This window comes from Arthrobacter sp. Z4-13 (genome assembly GCF_054792705.1).
Window position 1 is genome coordinate 97,939 of the sequence record NZ_CP096458.1, and the last position, 21,912, is coordinate 119,850.

Here is a 21,912-nt window from a genome sequence, read left to right on the forward strand (position 1 = left end):
TCACCTGGCACTGACAGCAAAGCGATGACCATTGCGTCAGTCCTCGCCGTCGAGGGCTTCAGCCTTGATGGTTCCGGCGGCGATGCGTTCCTGGGTCTCCTGGTAGCAGCACTCCAGGTAGGCTTCCAGGTCATCCTCACTGACACGCCACATGCGGCGGCCTCCACTAAGTTGCAGGGCGCGCAGATCCCCCGATGAAACCAAGGCGTACACGGCTGGCAAGCCCACGTTCAGGATCTCCCTGACCTGGGCGAGAGTCAGCAGCCGCGGGAACCTCGGCTTCTCCGGTTCAAGTGCTGACATCTGCTCAATGTCCTTGCTCCACTTCGGCATGCTTACTTGTCCTCGTTCCGGTGTCGGATTTCTTCGCGGGTGCGCTGCCCGGGGCGGAGTTCCCCCGCGGGGACCCCCGGCCATTTCCTGCCGCCGTTGTACTTGCGCTGCAGCCGCTTCACTTCCCGCAGCGTCGCAGCCTCGATCAGGTCGGTGATGGACGCGTACCCCTCGAGGTGGCCGGCTTCCTGGACGGCCGCGCGCACCTGGTCGGCGTCGGATTCAGTGAAGTAGGGCGAGAAGGATTTGTTCTTCTTAGGCATCGGGAGCCCTGGTCTCCGGGGCGACGCGTTGCAACAACGCGTTGTGTACCTTCTCCAGGGTGGTGCTGCGCGACTCGGCGCTGGCGAGCTTCTTCTCCGCCTCCGCTGCCGCGCCGGCGGCATCGCGTTCTGCCGCACGTGCTTCTTCGAGCTCCGAGCCCAGGTCGGCCAGCCGCTGCTCCAAAGCCTTCACCCCGGATTCCAAGGCGGCGATGCGGGTTTGAAATTCGGCGGCCGCGGATTCCTTCTCTGCGGCGGCCTTGTCCAGGTCCGCGACCAGTTCGGCGATTTCCTGGTCTTTGTCCTTGCGTTCCTGCGCCCAGGCCGTCTCGACCGCGGTGTGCCGTTCGGCGGCCTGGGTGGAGGCCTCGGCCCAGACGGCGGCGGCGAGTCGGGTCGCCTGTTCGAGCAGGGCGGGCGGTGTCGCGGCCACCTGTCCCCCGGCGGTGAGCTTCTCCTCGTTCCATTCCTTCAGGTACCGGGTAGCGTCGGCGTTACTGACACCCGCGGCGGCACGGACCGTGGAGACGGTCGGGCGGCGCTCGGCGCTGATCTGCTGGGCGGCGGCAAACACGCGGTCTTTCACACTCGTAGTCATGGCGGCGTCTCCAGTAAAAGTAGTAGGAGTAGTAATGCTACTACTCCTACTACTACTTTTTCAACTGCTTAGAACGGCGGTTCGGAGCTAGGGCCGTTGCCCCAGCCGCCGGCGGTGCTGGTGGCCGGGGTCGCCCACTGATCGTCCTGCGCGGTGGGTTGTCCTGCCGGGCTGGTGTTGCCCTGGTTGCCGAAACCACCATTCCCCTGCCCGGCCTGGCCGCCGCTGCGCTGGGTGCGGTTGACCTTGGCGTTCGCGTACCGCAGGGACGGGCCGATTTCATCGACTTCGAGTTCGATCACGGTGCGCTTCTCGCCTTCCTTGGTTTCGTAGGAACGGGACTTCAGCCGTCCGGTGACAATCACGCGCATGCCCTTGGTCAGGGACTCGGCCACGTTCTCAGCCGCTTCCCGCCACACACTGGCCCGGAGGAAAAGCGTCTCCCCGTCCTTCCACTCGTTGGACTGACGGTCGAAGGTCCTGGGCGTTGAAGCGATGGTGAAGTTCGCAACGGCTGACCCGCTCGGGGTGAACCGGAGTTCGGGGTCGTTGGTGAGGTTTCCGATGACTGTGATGGTGGTTTCGCCGGCCATGATGGTTCCTTTTCCTCGCGTGCTGGTGATGTTTTCGGTGTGCGTTGTGGGTTCGTTCTGAGGTTCGGTCCCACACGGTTCGTCGTGGGTGAGGTCGTTGGGTTGGTACTGGTTCGCAGTGTGTGCGTCCCAGAGCCCGCCGTCCCCGAGCGGGACGCGGTTGATCGCCTCAAAGTACCGGTCATCCCCTCCCTTGTCTGGGACGGGGTAGCCGTCGTACAGGTCCTCAACGAGGGGTTCCACAATGGCGGGTTCCACAACGTAGGGGTCGACAGCGTTGTGCGGAATCCTGCCGCTGGGGTTGACCTGCCGGAAGAGGTCCACCTCCAAAGGGATCCGTGAACTGAGTTTGAACCCGACGACCGGGCGCGGGGTGGTCACGGTCCTCACGCTGCCTTGTGAGTCATGGCCGCCTGGACGAGCTTGTCGCGGCGCAGGCCGGACCAGTGGTCCTGGTCATCGGTGTTGTTCACGACGACAGGCGCCTGGGAGTAGCCGAGTTCGGCGGTGATGTACTCCAGCGCTGCCGGCACTTCGGTGATGTCCACGGCCGTGTAGGTGATGCCCTTGGAGTCGAAGTAGTCCTTCGTCTTCTCGCAGTTGGGGCAGTCAGGCTTGGTGTAGACCGTGTAAGAGGGTGAAGCAGTCATTTTCAGCACCTGGTTTCGTATCAAATGAGTTTCGTTCGTCTGGCTGACTTGCTACTTCTATTCTAGCAATCATTCAACTGAATGAATAGGTGTTCTGCCGCTTATTCTAGGGCTTTTTCCTCCACTACTCAGGGGCCTGACTACGCACGCTCGGCTTGGTGCTGTTTCGGGAACGGTCGATGGGTTTCGCCGCCGGCGACTGTGGTCATCCCCGCCGGTTCGCCACGGCAACAGCCCCCATGTGCCTGAAAAGCCGGTCCCGGGACCGTTGGTGAGATGCCCTGGAGAGTCCACCCCCCTGGGCGAATTTGTGTCGTCCCTGCCGAAAGAACGCCGGCACCGAAAACAGGTGCGTCGGCGGCGCTGGGGCTTGGACCATGGGAAACTCGGCCGTGATTATGGACGGCAATTTGAACAGTAAGCATGCTTTCTATTAGTTTGGTGTCAGCTTCTCCGCCTGGCCCCCATCGGGCGGAGTGGTTGCCAGGGAGGCCCCGCCACTTCATCGTGTTGCGGGGCTTTTCGCTACCCGCGTTTTGCAGCGGGTGTCAGTATCCGGAACGGCAGAGGGAGTGTGCAGTGGCTCAGGGCGATATCGAGACGTACTACGAAGACGGTTCGTGGAAGAACAAGCGCGAGGGCACCGACCGTGCCTTCGGTGCCGGCTACGGCACGAAGGATGAAGCGGCAGCTGTCGGCCGGGATACGGCGAAGGCGGACAAGGTCGAGCACGTCATTAAGAACCAGGATGGTCAGATCGGCTCCAAGAACAGCTACGGCAACGATCCCCGGAACGTCCCGGGCTGAGTGCTAAGGCCTTTGGCGCTCCGGCGCCTGGGGACACAAGAAGGGCCGGCTCACAAAATGAGCCGGCCCTTCTGCGTTCTCCTCGGCAAAGGAAATCTACGGATTCAGCCTAGCTGAATGCTGTCGGTGGTGCCTGCATCTGCCGGTGGACGTCGTTGTCTCTGGTAGCGCGGCACTTGGTGGTGCGAGGGAAAGGTGCGTTTTTCGGCGGTCCGCCGCTGGTGAGTAGGCATTGTGGTTCGCCCTGGGCGGCGGACCGCCCGACTTCTGCGAGGTTCCTGGCCCTTACGTGGTGCGTGGCCGGGGTCTTGCCGGGCGGGGTTTCCGCCCGGCAAGAGTGTTTATGCGGCCGCGTTGTCCTCGGCTGGCTTCTGGCCCTCGAGGATGATGTTCTCGACCTCGCTGGGGGTGTATCCCCACGTGACCAGCTGGTTCAGGTAATCCCGGTGCGTCTGGCTCGGGGACCGCCACGAGTCCTTGGCGATGGTCTTTTCATACCCTGCGCACACCAGCGCGATCAGGGAGAACTCCGGCCGCGTTTCGGTTTTGGCGACATGGTCACGGAGCGGGTTCCATCCCCACCGGTTGGATTCTTCGACCTTGGCACCGACCATTTCGGCGGCGACTTTCCCGTCGTAGCCGCTGGCGGTTTCGCAGTGGTGGGTGATGGCGTGGACGGTGAAGTACTGCCAGCCCTTGGGTGCCTGCTTCCGTGCCAGCAGGGTTTTGACGAACTCGCGGCGGACCTTGGTCGCTGATTCCATGGCCTTGTTGTTGGCGATTAGGGTTTTCCGCTCGGCTTTCTGTACCTCGGTCATCGGACCCTTCCGCGCCTGCGTCCCGCTCCCGTTGTAGCGTTCGTATTTCGGGGTGAAGCCCAGTTCCTTCCAGTCGCTGATGACGGGCTCGGCCCTGTGTTCACCCCGGTAGTTGGTGCTGATCACGTAGGCGTTGGCGTCCTCGTCGGTGGCCGGTTCCCCGTCGGCGCGTTTGGCCGCTGAGACGTACAGGTTTTCCTCGTCGGCGTAGTGTCCGGCGTCCTCGACGATGGCTTTGCCCTGGGCGATGAGTTCCTCGATCAGCGTGGCAAGCTGTGCCTTTGATTGACGGTCGTCCCGAAGCTTCTGGGCGACGTGGTCAAAGTACTGCGGTTCGTCACGGATGACTGATTCCAGTTCCTCGACGGCGTCCTGGTCCCCTTCAAACTCGGCCATCACCAGCGCCATGTCGAGGGTGTAGCCGCTCTCGAGGGCCTTGGTCCCGGTGGTGGAGGCCTTGGCTTTGAGCGCGTTTTCGACCTTGTCCTTGGTCCGTCCGGTCTTCTTGGCGATCGCGGCCGCCGAGACGCCGATCAGGGACAGCTGGTGGTAGGCGTCGGCCTCGTCCGCTTCAGTCAGTTCGGCGCGCTGGATGTTCTCCACCACCTGCGTCACGATGCGCTCGGCTTCCTCGGGTGAGTCGATGAGCAGGACCGGGATGAGGGGGCGTTCGGCTTCGACGGCCGCGCGGGTGCGGCGCTGGCCCATCAGGACGTGCACGGTGCCGTCGTCCTTACGGTGTGCGATCACCGGTTCCATCACGCCGTGTTCTTTGATGCTGGCGATGAAGTCAGCGGTCAGGGCGGCGTCCTTGCGGACGTTGATGTCCACGGTCAGGGTTGCCGGGTCGAGCATTTCAAGCGTGGGTGCTGCGTTCATGGTGTTGCTCCTTCTTGCCGAGAAGTTGGGTGGGTGGGGCGGCCAAAGGTGACCGGCCAGCTCCCCTTCTCCCCCCGTTGTTTTTTGGCTGCTGGCGAAGCTTGCGGAGCTGTGCCCGTGGAGTCCCGTCTACCCGCAGGGCAAGGCACGGAAAATCTTCGAAGGAAATCAGCGAGGAACGAGCGCTGAAGAAGAATTTCCGTGCCGCAGGCCCCGACGAAGGAGGGGCTAGAGGGGCCGGAGCGGGCACGTACAATCCGAAGGACAGCAGCCAAAAAACGTCGTAGACAGACCAGGTTCAGGGGGTGCGGAGCTCTGCGACGGCACGCCCTGGACCCAACAGCCGGCCGCGCGAGCGGACGCCCATCATCTGGTTGAAGCGCAGCGGAAACCAGCGCGAGGCCCGTGAGCCTCCTCTTTGTCCAGCAGCTTGCTGGAACTTCCTATCCGGGGAGCGCTCCGCCTGCAATCAGGATTCCTTCCGCCATGATCCACTGGCCCCAGGCACAGCCAACAGCCACAGCAGGTATGAGGATGTACGTCGCAATGCGTGAACCCTTGCCCATCTGGTGTGCATCCGGTTTCCTCCCCGAACGCAGGAATCCGACAAGCACGGCCGGAGCGGGAAGCATCGCAACCTGCATGGGGAGCCCCTTACCGCTCCTGTCGTACTTTCCGTCGTACGGCATCCTGGTGTCCCAGGGAACACTCATGAACGTGTAGATGGCAATGCCGATGCAGACTGCCAAGGCAATCCATTTGATGACTTCGACCCGCCGGCAAGCTACCTTGCCCAGTCTGAGGTCCTCCGCCGTCAACCCCTCCGGAATGGCTGTCTCCTCTGCATCTGGGCTAACGCCATCCTTCATGATGTCTCCACCATCTTTTTGCGCGTCACCCATTGGCCGAGCTGTTCGTACTTCTTCTCCCCATGGCTTCAACCCTACCGACCGTCACGCCGCCGCCAGCTGCTCGGTGAACGAGCCCAGCTACTGGCCGATACCCATGCCTGGCCGTCATGGGAATTTCGTACTCCCACGAGCCCAGCGAGCATGCCCTTGTCCCTGAGTAGGGTGGGGGCATGAGCGATTCAGCTCCGCACCTCGGCGGCGGCAGTGCGGCTCGGCGCGGCAGCGCTTGGAAGTCACCACGGGCCCTCCGGGTACTGGCTGTGGTGTTCACCGTTGCCGCGGTGGGATCGGTGGTGCTGGTGGCTGTGGACCTGGTCATTGGTCGGCCTGCTGCCGGCGACCTCTTTATCGCCTTCCTGAACAGTCTCGCGGCCGTGGCCTTGTGGCGACTCAGTTCTGAAAGGCGTCGGACATGACGAAGGGCCGGCACGTTGACGTGCCGGCCCTTCGCGGTTTTTCCTCGGCAAAAGGAAATCTGTGGTGCAGCGTCAGCGCTGCATGGTTACGGCTCGTCGAGCCGGTGGTCTTCTAGGGGAAAGTCTACGGGGCCGGTAGGCGGGCCGGCGGTGAGCAGGCGCAGCTCCAGGAAGTCTTCGATGGGGCTCGCGTCGGGGGCGACGGTGTCGTCCTCGGTCATACGGATCTCGTCGGCCACGGCTGATTCCTTGCCTGCTATAGGACTGCTTCTTGTCCTTTCACAGTAGTGGCAGTTTCTGCGGGTTGGCTGAAAAGTGGCTGCGCCCGCGGCAGCGTCATCGCGGCCGGCGGAGCGCTAGCGGGGGAGGCCGCCGCGCACCTGGGGAAGATCCGACGGGGAAGGCCGGACCCCTTGGGTGGGGCCCGGCCTGTCCGTTAGCGGCTCAGCTGGCGGTCGTAGGCCTTTTTCGGGTCCCGGCTGCAGTCTGCCAGCAGGCCGCGGTTGACCAGTTCAGCCAGCAGTTCTGCGAGCCGGTATTCGGCGACGTCGTCCAGTGCCAGTTTGAAGTACCGGGCGGCGAAGCTGGACTTTCCTTTGAGCCATTCCAGCCAGCCGATCAGGCATAGCATGGGGGCGCGCTGCCCTTCGGGGGTGGCTTTCATCAGCTCGAAGGCGACTTCCTGGGCGGTGTCCACGCGTGCCCAGTCCGGTCGGGTGAGGAAGACGCCCAGCATCACGGAAGTGAACTGGTCGGGGGCGTGGGTGATGATGTCACCCATCATGTAGTCCCGGATGGTGGGGTGCTGCAGCGCTCCCGCCAGCTCGTGCGCGGTCTGGGTGGTCAGGCTCTTGGGATCATCGAGCACCCTGGCCCACTTCGCACGGCAGGCTTCCAAGTCCTCTGGCCAACCGTCGGGCTTGTGGGCTGCGATCGCTTCACGGGCTCCGGCCTCCCCCGCGAACGGCGCCGGAGCGGTGAACCCGGCGACGTTGCTTCCCCGGTAGATCAAGGCGGCGTTTCCGTTGCTGGTGGTGATGGCATCCAGCGGCTGGTCGGGGCAGCAGATCGCATCCTCGCACAGGTAGTTCCTCCACAGTTCTGAGGTCACCAGCCATGCGTCCTTCAGCGGCATCCCTGCAGTGTCCAGTTCGGCGCGCAGCGCCTGCACGTGCCCGGAGTAGGGGCGCTGGCCCCGTCCGGGGTTTTCGTCGGTGTAGATCACCAGAATGGTCCCGGTCGCTGCTTCGTCAGCCGTCAGGTAGCTGACCAGCGTCTGGGCGAAGGCCACCGGCTCCTGCCCGAACGGGGCGTCTACGCGAAGCGTGGCACCAATCTTGTTTCCCTGCATGGTGACCACGACGAAGGATTCCGTCGGGGCCAGTCCGAGCGTGTGGGGAATGAAAGCCAGGACGTCGGCCGGGCCGGTGAATTTGATGAAGTCGTTCATGGTGGTGCTCCTTCTTGCCGAGAAGTTGGGTGGGGCGACCAAAGGTGACCGGCCAGCTCCCCTCTCCCCCCGTTGTTTTTTGGTTGCTGGCAAGCTTGCTTGCTCGGCGGCCGACGGAGGCCTGTCTACCCGCAGGGCAAGGGCAGAAAAATCTTGCGGGATCGGAGCGGAGCGAGGATCCCTGGCTAAAGAATTTTCGGCGCGCAGGCCCCGGTGGAGCTTGCGGAACCGGGGCTAGACGGGGTGGAGCGGACGCCTAGAATCCGAAGGACAGCAACCAGAAAACGTCGTAGACAAGACAGGGCCAGGGGGTCCGGAGCTCTGCGACGGCGCGCCCTGGACCCAACAGCCGGCCGCGAAGCGGACGCCCATCAACTGGTTGAAGCGCAGCGAAAACCAGTGCGAGCCCAGCGAGCATGCACTTGTCCCTGGTCCCCCGGATCCGCCAAGGCCGCCCGTCTGCCAGGCTTGCCGCCGGCACCACATGATCCGCGCGGGACGTGGGCGTCAAACGGCGGTCCGCCGCCAGCAACCACCACCACCAGCCAGCCACTTGCGGCGGACCGCCAGCACTTTTGCAAGTCCCTGGGAGCACAAAAGGAGGCACCCACCTACTCGCCGGAGTAAGTGGGTGCCTAGGGTTGCCGGATGGCTAGTTCATCTTTGGCCGGCGCTCCGGCGCGAACAGGACCGCCACGAGTTCGTTGTGCCAATCCAGCGCGGCGTACTGGCGGGTGGTGTGCAGCAGCCCGGGGTCAACGCGGGCGTCGGTGGTGACGGCGTCTGCCATGCCCCGGATGTGGGCGGCGAGGTCTTTAGATGCATCCGCGCTGTAGGACTCGGGGGATTTTTCCACGAGTGCGGCAAGGGTTTCGAGGAAAACAACGGTCTGCGCCGTATTTTCGGTGATGCGGTTGGTTTCGGTCATGGTTCTTCTCCTCTGTCAGATGTGGGGCCGGGACCCTTGCCGGGCGGGTTTCCCGCCCGGCAAGGGATTGGGGTGGTTAGGCGGCGTGGACCGCGTAGGGCATCCGGTACCGGCTCGGAAGTTCGGCGGCGGCTTCGGGCAGGTCATCCGGGCCGTGCGCCTGCCCGTTCTTCCAGTACGAGAAGGCGTGCTCGCTGATCGCGTCCCACTGCCGGGCCTTGGTCCGGTAGAAGGTGCAGGTCACGTCACCCTCGCAGTAGGTGGCGACGCCGAACAGATTCCCGATGCTGTCAGCGGTGCGGGTGGCCGCCACCATGACGTAGGGCCACTGGCCCAGGTCCCAGCCCTCGTGCCCCCAGCTGGAGAGTACGGCCCAACCGTGCTCTTCGATCAGTTCCATCCACTCGTAGCCGCCGTTCAGGTGGTAATCACCCAGCACGGTCACGCCGTCGATGGTTTCCCCGGTGTCCTCAAGGGTCACCGTCTTCTTGGATACTGCGTTCATGGTGGTGCTCCTTCTTGCCGAGAAGTTGGGTGGGTGGGGCGACCAAAGGTGACCGGCCAGCTCCCCTCTCCCCCCGTTGTTTTTTGGTTGCTGGCAAGCTTGCTTGCTCGGCGGCCGACGGAGGCCTGTCTACCCGAAGGGCAAGGGCAGAAAAATCTTGCGGGATCGGAGCGGAGCGAGGATCCCTGGCTAAAGAATTTTCGGCGCGCAGGCCCCGGTGGAGCTTGCGGAACCGGGGCTAGACGGGGTGGAGCGGACGCCTAGAATCCGAAGGACAGCAACCAGAAAACGTCGTAGACAAGACAGGGCCAGGGGGTCCGGAGCTCTGCGACGGCGCGCCCTGGACCCAACAGCCGGCCGCGAAGCGGACGCCCATCAACTGGTTGAAGCGCAGCGAAAACCAGTGCGAGCCCAGCGAGCATGCGGTCTCGGCGAAGCTGGCGGACGAAGGGAACGCGGTGCCCGCTGCCTGCCTGTCGCAGTCGATGTGGCATGCTCGAAAGCGTAAGCAGCAGGATGTTTACAAGCAGCGGGTCCGCGTACCAAGAATGCGGGCCCGTTGCTGTTTCCGGGCATGTCCCTCAGTGTTGGTAGCGTGGGACGGTCTCGCCAGTTGCAGCGGAACTCGGGGGAGTTTCCTCCTGGCGGGACATCTATTCAGGGGGCAGTGCTATGGGACTACGAAGCTTTTTCAGGAGACGGCAGACAGCGGCGGGCAACACGGCTGGTTCAATAACCGTGGTTGAGCCGCAGGCGGAGGAACCGTTGACGCCAGAAGAGTTGGCGGAGCTTCAGGAGGCCTGGGCAGAACTTGCCGAAGCGGCTAAAGGTTCCGGCGCGAACAGCCTTCACGCCTGTACCCGTACCGGCAAGCCCTGGCAAAAAGACCCCGCGGCCGTGCGCAATATGGCGGCGTTGCTGCGCCACGTAAGGGATGAGGACACAACGCCCGGCACCGAATCGGCCGGGTAGGGCCGGGCCAGCCCTGGTCGGGCGGCCCAGCCTGCGCCAGGCCTAGGTTTCCTGGTCCTTCCGGACCTTGGAGATGGCGCGGTAGGCGGTGATGGAAGCTCCCAGCGCTGCCAGCGAGAGCACGAAGTTCACGATCGTCAGTGGTTCCATGAGGGTTTCCTTATCGTCGAGTTGAACCTAGGCTAAGAAGGAGCCGGTGGCCGCAACCATTCACGGTCACGACCACCGGTTTGAGTAGCTACACCTTCCTTGCTTTACGCTTACGCTTCCGAGTGACCGCTCGGGAGCGTTTGCTCGTTAAGAGCGCGTTCCGCGTGGAAAGCAGAGCGATGACCGCTGTCGCCAGGCTCACGACCGAAGTCGCGAGCTTGATCAGTTCGTCGATGCTCATGTAGCCACCTCCTTCCTGCCCCGCCGTGCGAGGCCCCCACTGCTCCAGCCGGTCGAGGGTGGGCCGTCAACCCCGAAGAGCGCACGGGCAGGTCCGCGAAATAAGGGAGCGCAGCGACCGCGTGGACCTGGACGGGAGCGTGGGTTGACGGGTCGGGCCCCCGGACGGCTACGATCAGTGGCCTTGTACGGAGAACAACCCAGCCACATGTAAGGCAAAAAAGACGCTTTTACTGCCGAAGCGAAGCGCAGGACCGGTTCCTGGGTGGAGCGCAGCGGAGCCCAAGGCTTGAGGGAACGGGTTATGCCCACTGGCGGGCAGGTGGAGCCCTCCGCACAGCTCAAAGCTGTCCCCATTGGGTATAACCCGTTCCTTTATATGGGTAACCTGCGCAATAGCCTTTGGACGAATAGCGCTTTGCTGGCAGGGGACTTGTATACAGGTTTGCGTGAATACATCCCCGGATGTACTTTAGGTTTTATGGAAACGCTCACGCAGGCACCCGTGCTGGCCCGGTTCGGCTACGCGGTCTCGGACCCTACCCGCGCCCGGGTCCTTCTCGCCCTCTCTGATGCCCCCGCATACCCTTCCGACCTTGCCGATTCCCTTGGGGTGTCGCGGCAGAGCATGTCGAATCATCTGACGTGCCTGCGCGGCTGCGGGCTGGTGGTGGCGGTCCCGGACGGGCGGCGTACCCGGTATGAGCTCGCCGACGCCCGGTTGGGCCATGCCATCAAGGACCTGATCGGTGTTGTTCTGGCCGTTGACCCGGCTTGCTGCGCCCCGGACGGGGAGTGCTTCGCATGACGGCGCTGCTGCAGGCGCCAAGTGCCGAGCGCCGGGCCGTGCTGAACCTCCGGATCCGGATCTTCGCGGCCGCGACCATCACCTACAATCTCATCGAAGCCGTGGTGGCCCTCTGGGCAGGGAACGAGGCCGACTCTGCCGCGCTGACCGGTTTCGGGCTGGACTCGGTCATCGAGGTGACCTCCGCCGTGGCGCTGTCGTGGCAGTTCTCCGCGAAAGACCCTGAACGGCGTGAGCACCTGACCCTGCGGATCATCGCGATCTCCTTCTTCGCCCTCGCCGCCTTCGTGACCCTGGACGCCGTCCGGTCACTGACCGGCGGAGAAGAGGCCCAGCACTCAACCCCTGGCATCGTGATCGCGGCGCTGAGTCTGGCGATCATGCCTGTCCTGTCTTGGGCGCAGCGCCGGGCAGGGCGTGAACTCGGGTCCCGCACCGCCGTGGCGGATTCAAAACAGACCCTGCTGTGCACGTATCTTTCTGCGGTCCTTCTGGTCGGGCTGGTTCTGAACAGCACCTTGGGCTGGTGGTGGGCCGATGCCGGCGCCGCCCTGGTCATCGCCGGCATCGCCGTCCGCGAAGGCATCAACGCCTGGCGCGGTGAAGCCTGCTGCGCCATCCCCCACAACCACGACGCCCATGGCCATGAACACGGCTCAGAACACGATGACTGCTGCGCAACCGCACCCAGCGGCGCAACCACAGCCACCTCCCTGGCAGTATCGGGGGCACCTGTTGAAGCGGACCAGGAAGCTGCCTGCTGCGCCGGCTGCCAGGCCGATGCCAACCCGGCCCCGGTCACCCTGACCCTCGGGACGAACCCGGTGGATCGTTGAGCGCCGTCACGACCGCCCGGAACGTCCGGATCGCGATCTGGACCATCCTCGCAGTCCTACTCGCCACCGGCGTGATCTGGTACGCGATGTCTACAGCGAACAAGCCCGCACCCACAGCGCCGGCGGCAGCTTCCGACGCGCAGCTCGTTCGGGACGACAGCCACCGCGTTACCAGCCCCTCGACGGAGAAGGCGCAGCTGGTGGAGTTCCTGGACTTCGAATGCGAATCCTGCCGCGCCGCCGAACCCCTCGTGCAGGAGCTCAAGCAGGAATACGGGGACCGGATCACGTTCGTCCACCGCTACTTCCCCCTGCCCGGGCACGCCAACTCCGGCACCGCCGCCCTTGCCGTGGAAGCCGCCGCCCAGCAGGGCAAGTACGAGCAGATGGCCGCCAGGCTCTTCAAGACTCAACCGCAATGGGGCGAAAAGCAGGACTCCCAAGCGGCTCTGTTCCGAACCTATGCGGAGGAACTCGGCCTGGACATGGTCGCCTACGACACAACAGTGGCAGCGGAAGAGACCAAGGAACGCATCCGCCGCGACATTGCTGACGGAAAATCCCTCGGCGTTACTGGGACCCCGACATTCTTCCTCGACGGAAAAAAGCTGACCCTAAACAGCGAGGAACAGTTCCGCCAGCTGCTCGAAGACGCAGCTCGCTAATCCACGCTTGGATCCCTCCCCGCCGCACCGAAAACTCAACCGAACCCACCTTCTGTCACGATTTTCCTGATCAAACGCAGGAACAAACAGAAGCGTTCAGCATCAACTGGATGATGGGATACGCACCGACAGCTATTCCTCAATCGAAGCAGCCCGCACATCCTGCATCGGATGCAATTGCGCAACTTCGCCCGGCTGTCGGCCCTGGAGAGTACACTGATTAACTCGAACATATATTCGAATAAAGGTGTGTTGTGGGCGTGATTGTCGGTCCCCGCGTGATAGAGGCGGGAGTTTCGTTGTTGTCGGTGCTGGTGTCCCCCGTACCGGTTGCGGCGGGGTTTCCGTCGCCGGCGCAGGACTACTTCGATGGCCGGATTGACCTGAACGCGCACCTGATCAAGGACATCACCAGCACCTATGTCGTGCGGGTGTCTGGGGAATCCATGGAAGGTGCCGGGATCAGCGACGGGGATGAGCTGATCGTGAACCGGGCGCTGGAGCCGCACGACGGGGCTGTGGTCGTCGCGGTCCTGGACGGGGAGCTTACGATCAAGCGGCTGCGGATCACCCCGGAAGGGGTGGTGCTGCAGGCGGAGAACCCGGCGTACCCGGACATCGAGGTCCCTGCCCTGTCGGACCTGACCATCTGGGGCGTAGCGACCAGGTGTTTGCATCATGTCTAAGCCGGCGCTGATGCGGCACATGCCGCAGATCGCGCACGTGGACGTGAACTGCTTCTACGCCTCCGCGGAGCGGGCGTTCGACCCTTCCCTGGAAGGCAAGCCCGTGATCGTGCTGTCCAACAATGACGGCTGCGCGGTCACCCGCTCCCCCGAGGCAAAAGCCCTGGGCATCGGCATGGGCGACCCGTGGTTCAAGCTCGCCCCACGGGCAAAGGAATGGGGCCTCGTCGCACTGTCCAGCAACTACGAACTCTATGGCGACATCAGTGCCCGGGTGATGGAACTGCTGGGCCGGTACTCGGCCTGGCTGGAGGTCTACAGCATCGACGAGGCCTTCCTCGGCGTCAAAGGCACCCCCGTCGAACTGGCCGCGATGGGTCGGTCCATGAAGGCGGCCGTCCGGCGGAATGTTGGCGTTCCCGTCTGTGTCGGGATCGCGCCGACGAAGACGCTGGCGAAGCTGGCCAACAAGTGGGCGAAGAACAACAAGGCCTTCGCCGGGGTTTGCCACTGGGACTCCGTCCCCACCGCGGAGCGTGAGGCCCTGCTGGGCCGGCTGTCCGTCGAGGAAGTGTGGGGCATCGCCGGACGGCTGACCAGGCGGCTGAACGTGATGGGCATCTTCACCATCGCGGACCTGGTCCGGGCCGACCCGGTCGTGATCCGGGACAAGTTCAACGTGGTCATGATGCGCACCGTCCTGGAACTGCAGGGAACCCCCTGCATCCCCATGGAGGAAGAACGGATCGGGCGGGACCAGCTGATCTTCTCCCGCTCGTTCGCGAAACCCATCACCACGGCCGCGGGGATCAGGCAGGTCATGTCCGTGTACGGGCAGCAGGCCTCGGCCAGACTGGCCAAACACGGGCTGCAGGCCAAGGTCCTCACCGCGTTCGCCGGAACCTCCCACTTCAACCCCAACGACACCTCCTACCCCTCGGTGTGCGTGCCCTTGCCGATGCCCACCGCCGACCCGGTAATCCTGACCAAAGCCGGGCACGCCCTCCTGCCCCGGATCGTCGAAGGCGTCCGCTACGCCCGGGCAGGCATCATGGTCACCGACCTGCACCCCACCGGCAACCAGGCACCCCTGTCACTGTTCGAAAACCCGCACGAGGAACGCCGCATCGGAACCCTGCTCGAAGACGTCACCCGCCGGTACGGCCGCGGCTCCATCGGCCTGGGGCACGGTGGGATCCGGGGCGGGCCGGACTGGACCATGAAACGGGACATGCTCTCCCCCAGATACACCACCCACTGGGACGAACTCCCCCTCGTCAAAGCCGCCTAACCAGCTCTCTGCGCCACCCAGGAAGAACACAAGCACATGACCATCACCCCAGAAGCCCCTACCCTCAACGCCCCGGTGGACGTCCGGTTCACCAAGGCCGGCACTCCCCTGGCCGTTCGCTACGACGGACGCATCTGGGCTGTGACCGAAGAACCTGTCCACTGGTTCACCAGGGACTCCTGGTGGGAGACCCGCCGAAGTGTCCCCGTCGGCGTCGGAAACGTTGTGGACATCGAACACTGGCGTGTTCAGGTTCGTCTGGGCGGCTCGGACTCACAGCTGCGGACCTTTGAACTGCGCCGCGATCCCCTCTCGGAGCAGTGGCTGCTGGAAGCCATCACTGACGGTAATGATGGAATTGGTTGTGTTGCTGGTGTGGCTCTATCACTGACTGACGCTCTCCACAGGAAGGAGGGCTTGTCTTCCAGTTGATCTGTCCACCGCAACACAGCTGCAGTTAACGCGGCGGCCTGGTGGACATGACTTAATAGGAGCCTGTTCCGAAGAGTCCCATTACCGTCTTGTCTGCCCACCCGGCCGGCGTGCCCATCTTTGTCCCATCGCACGCAACGGAAGGAAGGGCAGTTTCATCATGGCAAAAGAGGATGTGAAAGTCATCGCCGGGATCGACACCCACGCAGACACACATCATGTGGCCCTGATCAGTGAAACCGGCAGGCACCTTGCGGACCAGGAATTCCTGGCTGTCAGTTCCGGGTACCGGAACATCGTGGAGTTCATCACCAGCTTCGGCGCCGTCATCGCCGCCGGCGTGGAGGGAACCGGCACCTATGGCGCCGAGCTCGCCCGGACCCTCACGCAGGAAGGCATTCAGGTCCGGGAGGTCATGCGTCCGAATCGGCAAGGACGACGGCTGAGAGGGAAGTCGGACTCGCTGGACGCCTACCAGGCCGCTGAGTCGGTGCTCGCAGACCGTGGCACTGCCATCCCGAAGGCCCGCAACGGGGCAGTCGAATCACTGCGCGTCCTGCGTGCCGAACGAAACTCCGCGATGCGGGCCCGGGTTGCTGTCATGACTCAGGTCCAAAGCATTCTGGTCGCAGCCCCCGAACAGCTCCGTGCACGATACCGTGGTCTGGCCGCCACCTCGATGATGGCAGTTCTAGAGAAGACCCGACCGTCCGGGGACCTGTCTGAACCGGTGAACGCCACGGCCATTGTGCTCAAGCGCCTCGCGATCCGTTACCGGCATCTGGATGAGGAACTGGCCCTGATAGATTTGGAGCTCGACGCGCTCATCACCGTCCACGCACCGATGCTTCGAGACCTTCAGGGCGTCGGAACGGAGGTGGCCAGCCAACTGCTGGTCACCGTGGGCGACAACCCGGAACGGATCGCCACAGAAGCTAAATTCGCCGCTCTTGTCGGTGTCGCACCGGTCCCTGCATCCTCAGGAAAGAGGACTCGGCACCGGCTCAGCCGCGGCGGGGACCGGCAGGCCAACAAAGCTATCCACCACGTTGCGCTAGTTCGCATGATGAGCGACACCCGCACCAGGACCTACGTCGCCAAACGACGGCAGGAAGGTAAGAGCACAAGGGAAATCATGCGCTGCCTCAAACGCTACATCGCTCGTGAGATCTATGACCAACTCAGGCACCCCCAACCGGCGCCCGACGCTGGTGCACTCCGGGCACTGCGCAAGACGAAGAAAATCACACTGCAGGCCGCCGCAGATGACCTCCATGTCTGGCCATCTTCCCTGTCCCGGTTGGAGCGCGGACTGACCCGCGACGACGTGTTCCACCGCCGCTATGAAACCTGGCTCCGCGAACATTGACGCCTACAGGAGCTTAATCCGCACGGATTGTGAAAGTACCGCGGGCGCCATCACCTCGTTTATCCGGGATCCGGAGCGTACGCTCATCAGCATGCGCGCTAGTGGGCCTCGCTACTAGTGATGCGCCTTCGGCGGAATATTCGGTGGAGGGTTAGGAATGGTCTTCGGGGCACTCCTTGGCTGCACCAAAGCCGTCGAGACCCGCTAGTCCTACCGATAACTAGTTGTGTACGGAGCCAGAATGAACACTCTTGCTGTTGTTATCTTGATGCTCGCGTGTGCTCTATCTACTGCATCGGGCATGCTTCAAGTGATCAGTAACCCGACGCGGCGGATTCCCTACGTCGATAACAGCTCAATGCGATCTGGCGCCAGTAGCAAATGGCTGTTCATTGGCGCTATTGCCCTGATAGCCGTCGGTGCCTTTCTGTACTCGCAAGGGAGCGGAGCGGACTCACTTGTTGAGTTCGTGATGTTCCTGCTCGTAGGAGTCTCTCCGGTGGTTCTGATCCGGTTGCTCCACAATCGACGGGTCGCTCAAGAAGACATCCATCCGGAATCCCCTTCCTCCGTCTAGGCACCAATTTGTCTGGCCCAGAGGTCTTACCTGTGGGCTGCAGGGCAAGCTGTTGTTGTCGGTCGTGGCCCCCTTAAGGCGTGCCCTCATTCGACTCAAAAACCAAAAGTAGCCACTGGTCCAGAGGCGAATAACATCGGCCCTGACCGGCAGCGCCGGTGTGTTCCTGTGTTCCTGTGTTCCTGAACATGGTCGCCGTATTCGCCGCCGTGATCACACCAAGGCATACCTCTACCATGGAAATTAACTCTCGTCATCAGCACCGAGGGCGTGCGTCAGGGTGTCGGGGTCTCAGACCATGACTGAACGCAAGACGACAGAAAGCAGCAGTGATTCCAAGAAGATTGACACCTATAGGAGCATCAACTGATCCCGGCCCTGCGTAGCGTAGGGCCATGGACCACGTAGCCGGGTTACCGGCTGGGCTTGCCCCGCCGGTAAAAGTCGCGCTGGCCCGCGCCATCGCCAAGATGCCACGCGGTGACGCATCACACGGAACTCTAATGTTTGAACCCAAGTGGGACGGGTATAGATGTGTTGCAGTCAGGAATGACCACGGCGCCACACTGTGGTCCCGGCAAGGGAAGGAACTGACTGGGTACTTCCCTGAACTCTGTTCAGCGATCGCTTCGGCCGTTCCCCCGGGATGTGTGATCGACGGCGAAGCCGTGATCTGGAGCCAGGGACGGCTGAACTTCGACGCCCTGCAGCAGCGCCTGGGCGCAGGACCAAAAACACTGCCCGGGCTGGTCTCGGCGGCGCCTGCCAACTACGTTGCTTTCGATGTCCTGGCCGTGGCCGGGCACGACGCAAGGGACCTGCCTCTGAGCGGCCGGCGGGCGCTCCTAGAAGAACTGGCCACGGGTTGGGATCCGCCGCTGTCCCTCTCCCCCACCACCACGGACCGTAGTGTTGCCGAGCAGTGGCTCGAAGAGCTGCCGCATACCGGGATCGAAGGGCTGGTCATCAAGGGGACCAACCAGCCCTACACGCCGGGCGTCCGTTCCTGGTTGAAGCTCAAGCGCAGGGAAACCCTGGACATCATCTGCGGCGCAGTGATCGGCCCGATCAGCCAACCCTCAGAGGTCGTCGCCGGCCTCATCCTGGACGGCGAGCTGCGGATCGTCGGACGCTCCACACCACTGAAGACCAGGGAAAGCCGGGAACTGGCCCGTTGGCTGCAACCGCCGAAGGATCAGCATCCTTGGCCGGCCATTGTGAAAGGTACGGCCCTGGACAGGTTCAACAGGGACAAGGAACCCGTGGCCCTGACACTCGTGGAACCCGTGGTTGTTGAAGTTTCCGCAGACACCGCGTGGTCCGGAAGGTCCTTCCGGCACCCCCTACGGATACTCCGGGCCCGGCCGGAGCTAACCCCTGCCGACGTCGTCCTCCCGGACCGTCTTGACGCAGGTTAGTCCTTGCGGATGGCTATGAGGTTTTGGCCCTCTTCCAAAAGCGCGTAGAGGTTTTCCCGTGCTGCTTCGTAGGTGTCGCCCTCGGCCTCAATGTGGTTATAGCTGCCGTCCGGGTTGGTAATGGTGCCGGTGAGTATCACCGCATGAGCCTATGTGGCCGGAGGCTCGGCGGGCTCGATGAGCTCCGGGCCGTTGTTGCGCACGCTGTTGACCCGAGGGCTGACAATCCGAGGTGTCAGGGTCGGTTCCGGCAGGGAGTCCAGCAGGTGCTGGATGTCGTCCTTGTCGGTCAGGTCCGGGTCCAACCATTCAGCGAAACGGTCTCGCGGGATAATGACCGGGGAACGGTCATGAACGTGCCCCAGCGCGTCCTGCGTCGTCGTAGTGAGCACTGTGCAGCTGAGCAGCCACCTTTCCGGGTCATCCTCGGGCAGGGACGGGTCAGCCCACCACTCGTACAGGCCGGCAAAGCCCAACAAGGGCTCCTTCTCGGAGAACAGGTAGTTCGGGATCTTCTTCCCGTCCTCAGTTTTCTGCCACTCGTAATAGCCTTCGGCCGGGACAATCGCACGGCGCTTCACAGCAGCCTTCCGAAAAGACGGCTTCTCCAAGATGCTTTCGCTGCGGGCGTTGATCAACTTGGAGCCAATCTTGATGTCCTTTGCCCAAGACGGGACCAGACCCCACCGGGCAATGAGCAGGTGTCGGTCGATGGTGCCCTCGTCCAGGCGTTCAGCGACGATCGGCACGCTCTGGCTAGGCGCGACGTTCCAGCTCGGCGGGGGCGGGCTCCCCTCGACCTCTTTGGCCTCAAAGTGGCTCAGTAGGTCCCCGCTTGCCTTGGACATCACGTATCTGCCGCACATGAGGCCATTCTGCCTGAGGGGCGGAGACTGTGCTCGGACACTGAAGTTGATGAGCCTCCCAGCGGCTGCACAAGGCGAATCATTTCCCCGAGGGGCGTTTCCATGCGCGTAGCAATCGCACGGCGTTGCGGTTCGCTGGTTTGTACAGGACCACGAGCAGGAGCAGCAGCAGGCAGACGACGCTGAACGGCGTCGCGAATGAGACAGAGCTGTCGGCGAGGAGGGACAAGAAGAGATTCATAGTAGGTCCTTGCTGTTGAAGTACTAGTCCCGGTTTGCGGCCGGTTCCTATTGGAAGGGTGACTCGACACGCTCAGGGCGCGGCGGGGGCGGTTGGCCTCTGATGACTTCTATGCAGCAGGAAGGGTGACGGGGGTACGCGGTAGTGGGTCTCCGCTGAGGAGATGGTCTGGGGATTCATTTGCAGCTCCTTTGAGCACTCGGTGCGCCGGCTTGTCCGGTGCCTCTGTTTGCACTGTCCTGCGACCCGTTCGCTGGCGGTGGGACGGTGCGCGTGTCGGACCCTTTTGACAGTAGAGGGCGGCACCTTGCTCACGGCGGTTACTATCCAGCCTGACTGTAAACGCCGGTTCCGTCAGAGGATCCGCCGGCCGGGGATTCTCGTGGCGATCAAGAAGTGGGCACAATTACTTCAGGGGACACACGTACGAGATGCGCGAGTGGAAGAGGCTGATGAACCAGGAACGTCCGAACGAAGCCATCGCGAAGCAGATCGTTGAGCGGGTGCTGAGGATTCAGCTCAACCACGCGGATACCCACGGCGGAGTCGATTACGTCTCCACCGATGGCACCATCGCCCTCGAAGTTACGGCCGTCACCGCCGGCGAGAGGCAGAGCGCTCGTTCCGCGCTCTCCAAGTCTGAGGCAAAGGGCTCTCCGACGAGACTGCAGGGCTGCTGGCTCGTGTACGCCTCGGACACCCAAGAGCAGATGAAAACCTTCGTGCAGCGAGTGCAACCGGCGATCGCGGAACTGGAGTTCGCAGGCAAAACGTACTTCGACGATCAGCCCGCACTCTTGCACGTTTTCGAACAGGGTGAACTTTCCCATGTCTACCAACCGCTTCTAACAGCAGGCGTAGAAAGAGCAACTCACGTCCCGCACCGAGACCGCCCGGAGGATCCGGATCATGTTCACCGCATCTTTGTCAGCACCGGAAGTGGCGGTTCAGTAAGCGGCAGTGACGAGTCACTTGACCGACTGATGGAGGAACTCAATCAGAAGCGTGACAATGCGAGGAAGCTTTTTGCATCCGGGGCCGACCAGCGCCACTTGTTTGTGTGGCTGAACGACGACACCTGGTACAACATCGCCCGTCCGCTCAGTCATGAGGCACCTTCTTGGGCAGCCGACGGATGGGGTCTCCCCACGAACGCTCCGGCGGTGGATCCTGCCATTACACACTTCTAGGTGGTCCATGCTCGGTCCCGACTGGGTTGGCTGTGGGACAGCGAAGCGTGGCAGGAGCTGCGAGACCCCTAAATCCGCGCCAGCGTAGATCGGGGTCCTTTGCGGTCACCGCAGCAGAAAGTGGCGGCCGCAGAAAGCCACAATTTACCTCGGTGTGAACAGCGTCTTGGTTACAAGATGCAGCCTTGGCGATGGATTGGTGAAGCTTGAGCCTGTGTGGTTGGGATTGCGTGAGTGGTTGCTGCGAACTGTTCGTGCTTTGTCGAAGACCTCGCAGGCATTGTTGAGCGAAATCGCCATGGCCAGTTGATTGGAAGTTAGCTGTCCGCTAAGGGTTTTGGAAATTCCGTCTTCATCATGGGCTTCAAAAAGGGTAAGGAACTGCTTAGCCCACGGGCGTCCGTGGGCTGCCGCTGAGCACATCTGCCAAGTCAAACGGGAAGCTGGCAGGGCGAAGACTGCGGCTGCAGTCGCCAGCATTTCGCTGACGTGAAGCTGCTTCTTGACCACGGCGGTGGGCACATTATTGCGATCCAGGACCTTCTTAAGAAGAGCTAAACGTTCCTCGTCAAAATCGGCGTCCTTATCGACCAACCTTGTGGCGCGCCTTTGATCCCACAAATTCTGGTACTCCATATGCAGAGCCCTTCGTGTAACGAGTTGGGGATCAGCGTCCTGGAGGATCCATAGAGCAGTTGAGGCCGCTTCGATAGAGCCTCGAATCAGAGTGTAGGGCGCGAATGTGTGTTGGGCTTCGGCATCAACCAGCAGAGCCTTTAGCGCATGCAGATGGTCCACTGCGGTATGGAGCAGGTAGCCGATCAGGTGCGAGACCTGATGCGGCTCGGTCAGTGCGTCGGCAGCGTCTAGGACTGATCCGGAGCCGACGTTCCAATCTTCCTGGCCAGACTTGTGCCACTCTTCGATTCGCTTGAAATCGAATCTCATCCCCGTCCACGCCAGTTCGGATTCGCGCTGGGTCAGCTGCTGAAAGTATGTCTCCCGATCACTCATACATGT

General features: G+C 62.8%; 28 protein-coding genes and 1 pseudogene. 13 read left to right on the forward strand and 16 right to left on the reverse strand.

Going from position 1 to position 21,912, the window contains the following annotated elements:
* Nucleotides 1-36: 36 nt before the first annotated feature.
* The 5 genes from M1E07_RS00435 to M1E07_RS00455 form a co-directional block, all read right to left on the reverse strand.
* Nucleotides 37-303, reverse strand: coding sequence for a helix-turn-helix domain-containing protein (locus M1E07_RS00435; RefSeq protein WP_461186738.1), 267 nt, complete (start codon nt 301-303; stop codon nt 37-39).
* Between the two features lie 32 nt (nt 304-335).
* On the reverse strand, nt 336-596 hold the full coding sequence (locus M1E07_RS00440) for a ParB family protein (protein ID WP_104190036.1): 261 nt from the start codon (nt 594-596) through the stop codon (nt 336-338).
* On the reverse strand, nt 589-1,194 hold the full coding sequence (locus tag M1E07_RS00445) for a DNA-binding protein (protein ID WP_461186739.1): 606 nt from the start codon (nt 1,192-1,194) through the stop codon (nt 589-591). Before M1E07_RS00445 ends, M1E07_RS00440 begins: the two co-directional genes overlap by 8 nt.
* A 68-nt stretch (nt 1,195-1,262) precedes the next feature.
* Complete coding sequence (locus tag M1E07_RS00450) at nt 1,263-2,168, reverse strand: single-stranded DNA-binding protein (RefSeq protein WP_461186740.1); 906 nt, start codon at nt 2,166-2,168, stop codon at nt 1,263-1,265.
* Nucleotides 2,169-2,173: 5 nt separating this feature from the next.
* Entirely contained in the window at nt 2,174-2,437 is a 264-nt protein-coding gene (locus M1E07_RS00455) for a glutaredoxin family protein (RefSeq protein WP_461186741.1), read from the reverse strand.
* A 579-nt stretch (nt 2,438-3,016) separates the two neighbouring features.
* On the opposite strand from M1E07_RS00455, the gene M1E07_RS00460 reads away from it, so the two are divergent.
* Nucleotides 3,017-3,244, forward strand: a complete 228-nt coding sequence (locus M1E07_RS00460; protein ID WP_461186742.1) for a DUF2188 domain-containing protein — start codon at nt 3,017-3,019, stop codon at nt 3,242-3,244.
* Between the two features lie 341 nt (nt 3,245-3,585).
* Here M1E07_RS00460 and M1E07_RS00465 read toward each other — a convergent pair whose 3' ends face one another.
* Both M1E07_RS00465 and M1E07_RS00470 read right to left on the reverse strand, forming a co-directional pair.
* Nucleotides 3,586-4,941, reverse strand: a complete 1,356-nt coding sequence (locus tag M1E07_RS00465) for a ParB/RepB/Spo0J family partition protein (RefSeq protein WP_461186743.1) — start codon at nt 4,939-4,941, stop codon at nt 3,586-3,588.
* Nucleotides 4,942-5,384: 443 nt separating this feature from the next.
* Nucleotides 5,385-5,810, reverse strand: coding sequence for a hypothetical protein (locus M1E07_RS00470; RefSeq protein WP_461186744.1), 426 nt, complete (start codon nt 5,808-5,810; stop codon nt 5,385-5,387).
* A 212-nt stretch (nt 5,811-6,022) separates the two neighbouring features.
* On the opposite strand from M1E07_RS00470, the gene M1E07_RS00475 reads away from it, so the two are divergent.
* The gene (locus M1E07_RS00475; protein WP_461186745.1) at nt 6,023-6,268 is read left to right on the forward strand and encodes a hypothetical protein; all 246 of its coding nucleotides are present in this window, start codon (nt 6,023-6,025) and stop codon (nt 6,266-6,268) included.
* A gap of 86 nt (nt 6,269-6,354) precedes the next feature.
* Here the strand turns inward: M1E07_RS00475 and M1E07_RS00480 are convergent, their stop codons facing one another.
* The 4 genes from M1E07_RS00480 to M1E07_RS00495 form a co-directional block, all read right to left on the reverse strand.
* Complete coding sequence (locus tag M1E07_RS00480; protein ID WP_455837077.1) at nt 6,355-6,507, reverse strand: hypothetical protein; 153 nt, start codon at nt 6,505-6,507, stop codon at nt 6,355-6,357.
* A 197-nt stretch (nt 6,508-6,704) separates the two neighbouring features.
* A complete protein-coding gene (locus M1E07_RS00485) occupies nt 6,705-7,718 on the reverse strand; it encodes a DUF4192 domain-containing protein (RefSeq protein WP_461186746.1) in 1,014 nt (337 codons plus the stop codon).
* A gap of 652 nt (nt 7,719-8,370) precedes the next feature.
* Nucleotides 8,371-8,646 carry a hypothetical protein gene (locus M1E07_RS00490; protein ID WP_461186747.1) on the reverse strand — a complete coding sequence of 92 codons (276 nt, stop codon included), beginning with the start codon at nt 8,644-8,646 and terminating at the stop codon, nt 8,371-8,373.
* Nucleotides 8,647-8,722: 76 nt separating this feature from the next.
* The gene (locus M1E07_RS00495; protein WP_461186748.1) at nt 8,723-9,151 is read right to left on the reverse strand and encodes a hypothetical protein; all 429 of its coding nucleotides are present in this window, start codon (nt 9,149-9,151) and stop codon (nt 8,723-8,725) included.
* A gap of 738 nt (nt 9,152-9,889) precedes the next feature.
* Between M1E07_RS00495 and M1E07_RS00500 the strand changes: the two genes are divergently transcribed.
* Nucleotides 9,890-10,123, forward strand: a complete 234-nt coding sequence (locus tag M1E07_RS00500) for a hypothetical protein (RefSeq protein ID WP_461186749.1) — start codon at nt 9,890-9,892, stop codon at nt 10,121-10,123.
* Between the two features lie 238 nt (nt 10,124-10,361).
* Here M1E07_RS00500 and M1E07_RS00505 read toward each other — a convergent pair whose 3' ends face one another.
* On the reverse strand, nt 10,362-10,514 hold the full coding sequence (locus tag M1E07_RS00505) for a hypothetical protein (RefSeq protein WP_461186750.1): 153 nt from the start codon (nt 10,512-10,514) through the stop codon (nt 10,362-10,364).
* 480 nt (nt 10,515-10,994) lie between these two features.
* On the opposite strand from M1E07_RS00505, the gene M1E07_RS00510 reads away from it, so the two are divergent.
* The 9 genes and pseudogenes from M1E07_RS00510 (at nt 10,995) to M1E07_RS00550 (ending at nt 18,595) form a co-directional block, all read left to right on the forward strand.
* On the forward strand, nt 10,995-11,321 hold the full coding sequence (locus tag M1E07_RS00510; RefSeq protein ID WP_461186751.1) for an ArsR/SmtB family transcription factor: 327 nt from the start codon (nt 10,995-10,997) through the stop codon (nt 11,319-11,321).
* Nucleotides 11,318-12,157: a cation diffusion facilitator family transporter gene (locus tag M1E07_RS00515; protein ID WP_461186752.1), complete on the forward strand. Its 840-nt coding sequence runs from the start codon at nt 11,318-11,320 to the stop codon at nt 12,155-12,157. The genes M1E07_RS00510 and M1E07_RS00515 overlap by 4 nt, the downstream gene beginning before the upstream one ends.
* Nucleotides 12,154-12,822, forward strand: a complete 669-nt coding sequence (locus tag M1E07_RS00520) for a DsbA family protein (RefSeq protein ID WP_461186753.1) — start codon at nt 12,154-12,156, stop codon at nt 12,820-12,822. The genes M1E07_RS00515 and M1E07_RS00520 overlap by 4 nt, the downstream gene beginning before the upstream one ends.
* A gap of 254 nt (nt 12,823-13,076) precedes the next feature.
* On the forward strand, nt 13,077-13,508 hold the full coding sequence (locus M1E07_RS00525; protein WP_461186754.1) for a LexA family protein: 432 nt from the start codon (nt 13,077-13,079) through the stop codon (nt 13,506-13,508).
* Nucleotides 13,501-14,799: a Y-family DNA polymerase gene (locus tag M1E07_RS00530; protein WP_461186755.1), complete on the forward strand. Its 1,299-nt coding sequence runs from the start codon at nt 13,501-13,503 to the stop codon at nt 14,797-14,799. The genes M1E07_RS00525 and M1E07_RS00530 overlap by 8 nt, the downstream gene beginning before the upstream one ends.
* 36 nt (nt 14,800-14,835) lie before the next feature.
* A pseudogene (locus tag M1E07_RS00535) lies at nt 14,836-15,144 on the forward strand (hypothetical protein); the annotation flags it as partial.
* Between the two features lie 247 nt (nt 15,145-15,391).
* Nucleotides 15,392-16,600 carry an IS110 family RNA-guided transposase gene (locus M1E07_RS00540; protein WP_461186756.1) on the forward strand — a complete coding sequence of 403 codons (1,209 nt, stop codon included), beginning with the start codon at nt 15,392-15,394 and terminating at the stop codon, nt 16,598-16,600.
* Between the two features lie 241 nt (nt 16,601-16,841).
* Nucleotides 16,842-17,177 carry a hypothetical protein gene (locus M1E07_RS00545; RefSeq protein ID WP_461186757.1) on the forward strand — a complete coding sequence of 112 codons (336 nt, stop codon included), beginning with the start codon at nt 16,842-16,844 and terminating at the stop codon, nt 17,175-17,177.
* A gap of 503 nt (nt 17,178-17,680) precedes the next feature.
* Nucleotides 17,681-18,595 (forward strand): ATP-dependent DNA ligase, encoded by a 915-nt coding sequence (locus tag M1E07_RS00550; protein ID WP_461186758.1) that lies wholly within the window; start codon nt 17,681-17,683, stop codon nt 18,593-18,595.
* Here M1E07_RS00550 and M1E07_RS00555 read toward each other — a convergent pair.
* The 3 genes from M1E07_RS00555 to M1E07_RS00565 form a co-directional block, all read right to left on the reverse strand.
* On the reverse strand, nt 18,592-18,735 hold the full coding sequence (locus tag M1E07_RS00555) for a hypothetical protein (protein WP_461186759.1): 144 nt from the start codon (nt 18,733-18,735) through the stop codon (nt 18,592-18,594). The two genes, M1E07_RS00550 and M1E07_RS00555, sit on opposite strands and share 4 nt — an antisense overlap.
* A gap of 9 nt (nt 18,736-18,744) precedes the next feature.
* Nucleotides 18,745-19,443 (reverse strand): SOS response-associated peptidase, encoded by a 699-nt coding sequence (locus tag M1E07_RS00560; RefSeq protein WP_461186833.1) that lies wholly within the window; start codon nt 19,441-19,443, stop codon nt 18,745-18,747.
* A gap of 97 nt (nt 19,444-19,540) precedes the next feature.
* Nucleotides 19,541-19,702 carry a hypothetical protein gene (locus M1E07_RS00565; protein WP_461186760.1) on the reverse strand — a complete coding sequence of 54 codons (162 nt, stop codon included), beginning with the start codon at nt 19,700-19,702 and terminating at the stop codon, nt 19,541-19,543.
* A gap of 452 nt (nt 19,703-20,154) precedes the next feature.
* Between M1E07_RS00565 and M1E07_RS00570 the strand changes: the two genes are divergently transcribed.
* Complete coding sequence (locus tag M1E07_RS00570) at nt 20,155-20,892, forward strand: hypothetical protein (RefSeq protein ID WP_461186761.1); 738 nt, start codon at nt 20,155-20,157, stop codon at nt 20,890-20,892.
* 144 nt (nt 20,893-21,036) lie between these two features.
* Here M1E07_RS00570 and M1E07_RS00575 read toward each other — a convergent pair whose 3' ends face one another.
* Nucleotides 21,037-21,906, reverse strand: coding sequence for a hypothetical protein (locus tag M1E07_RS00575; RefSeq protein WP_461186762.1), 870 nt, complete (start codon nt 21,904-21,906; stop codon nt 21,037-21,039).
* Between the last annotated feature and the right edge of the window lie 6 nt (nt 21,907-21,912).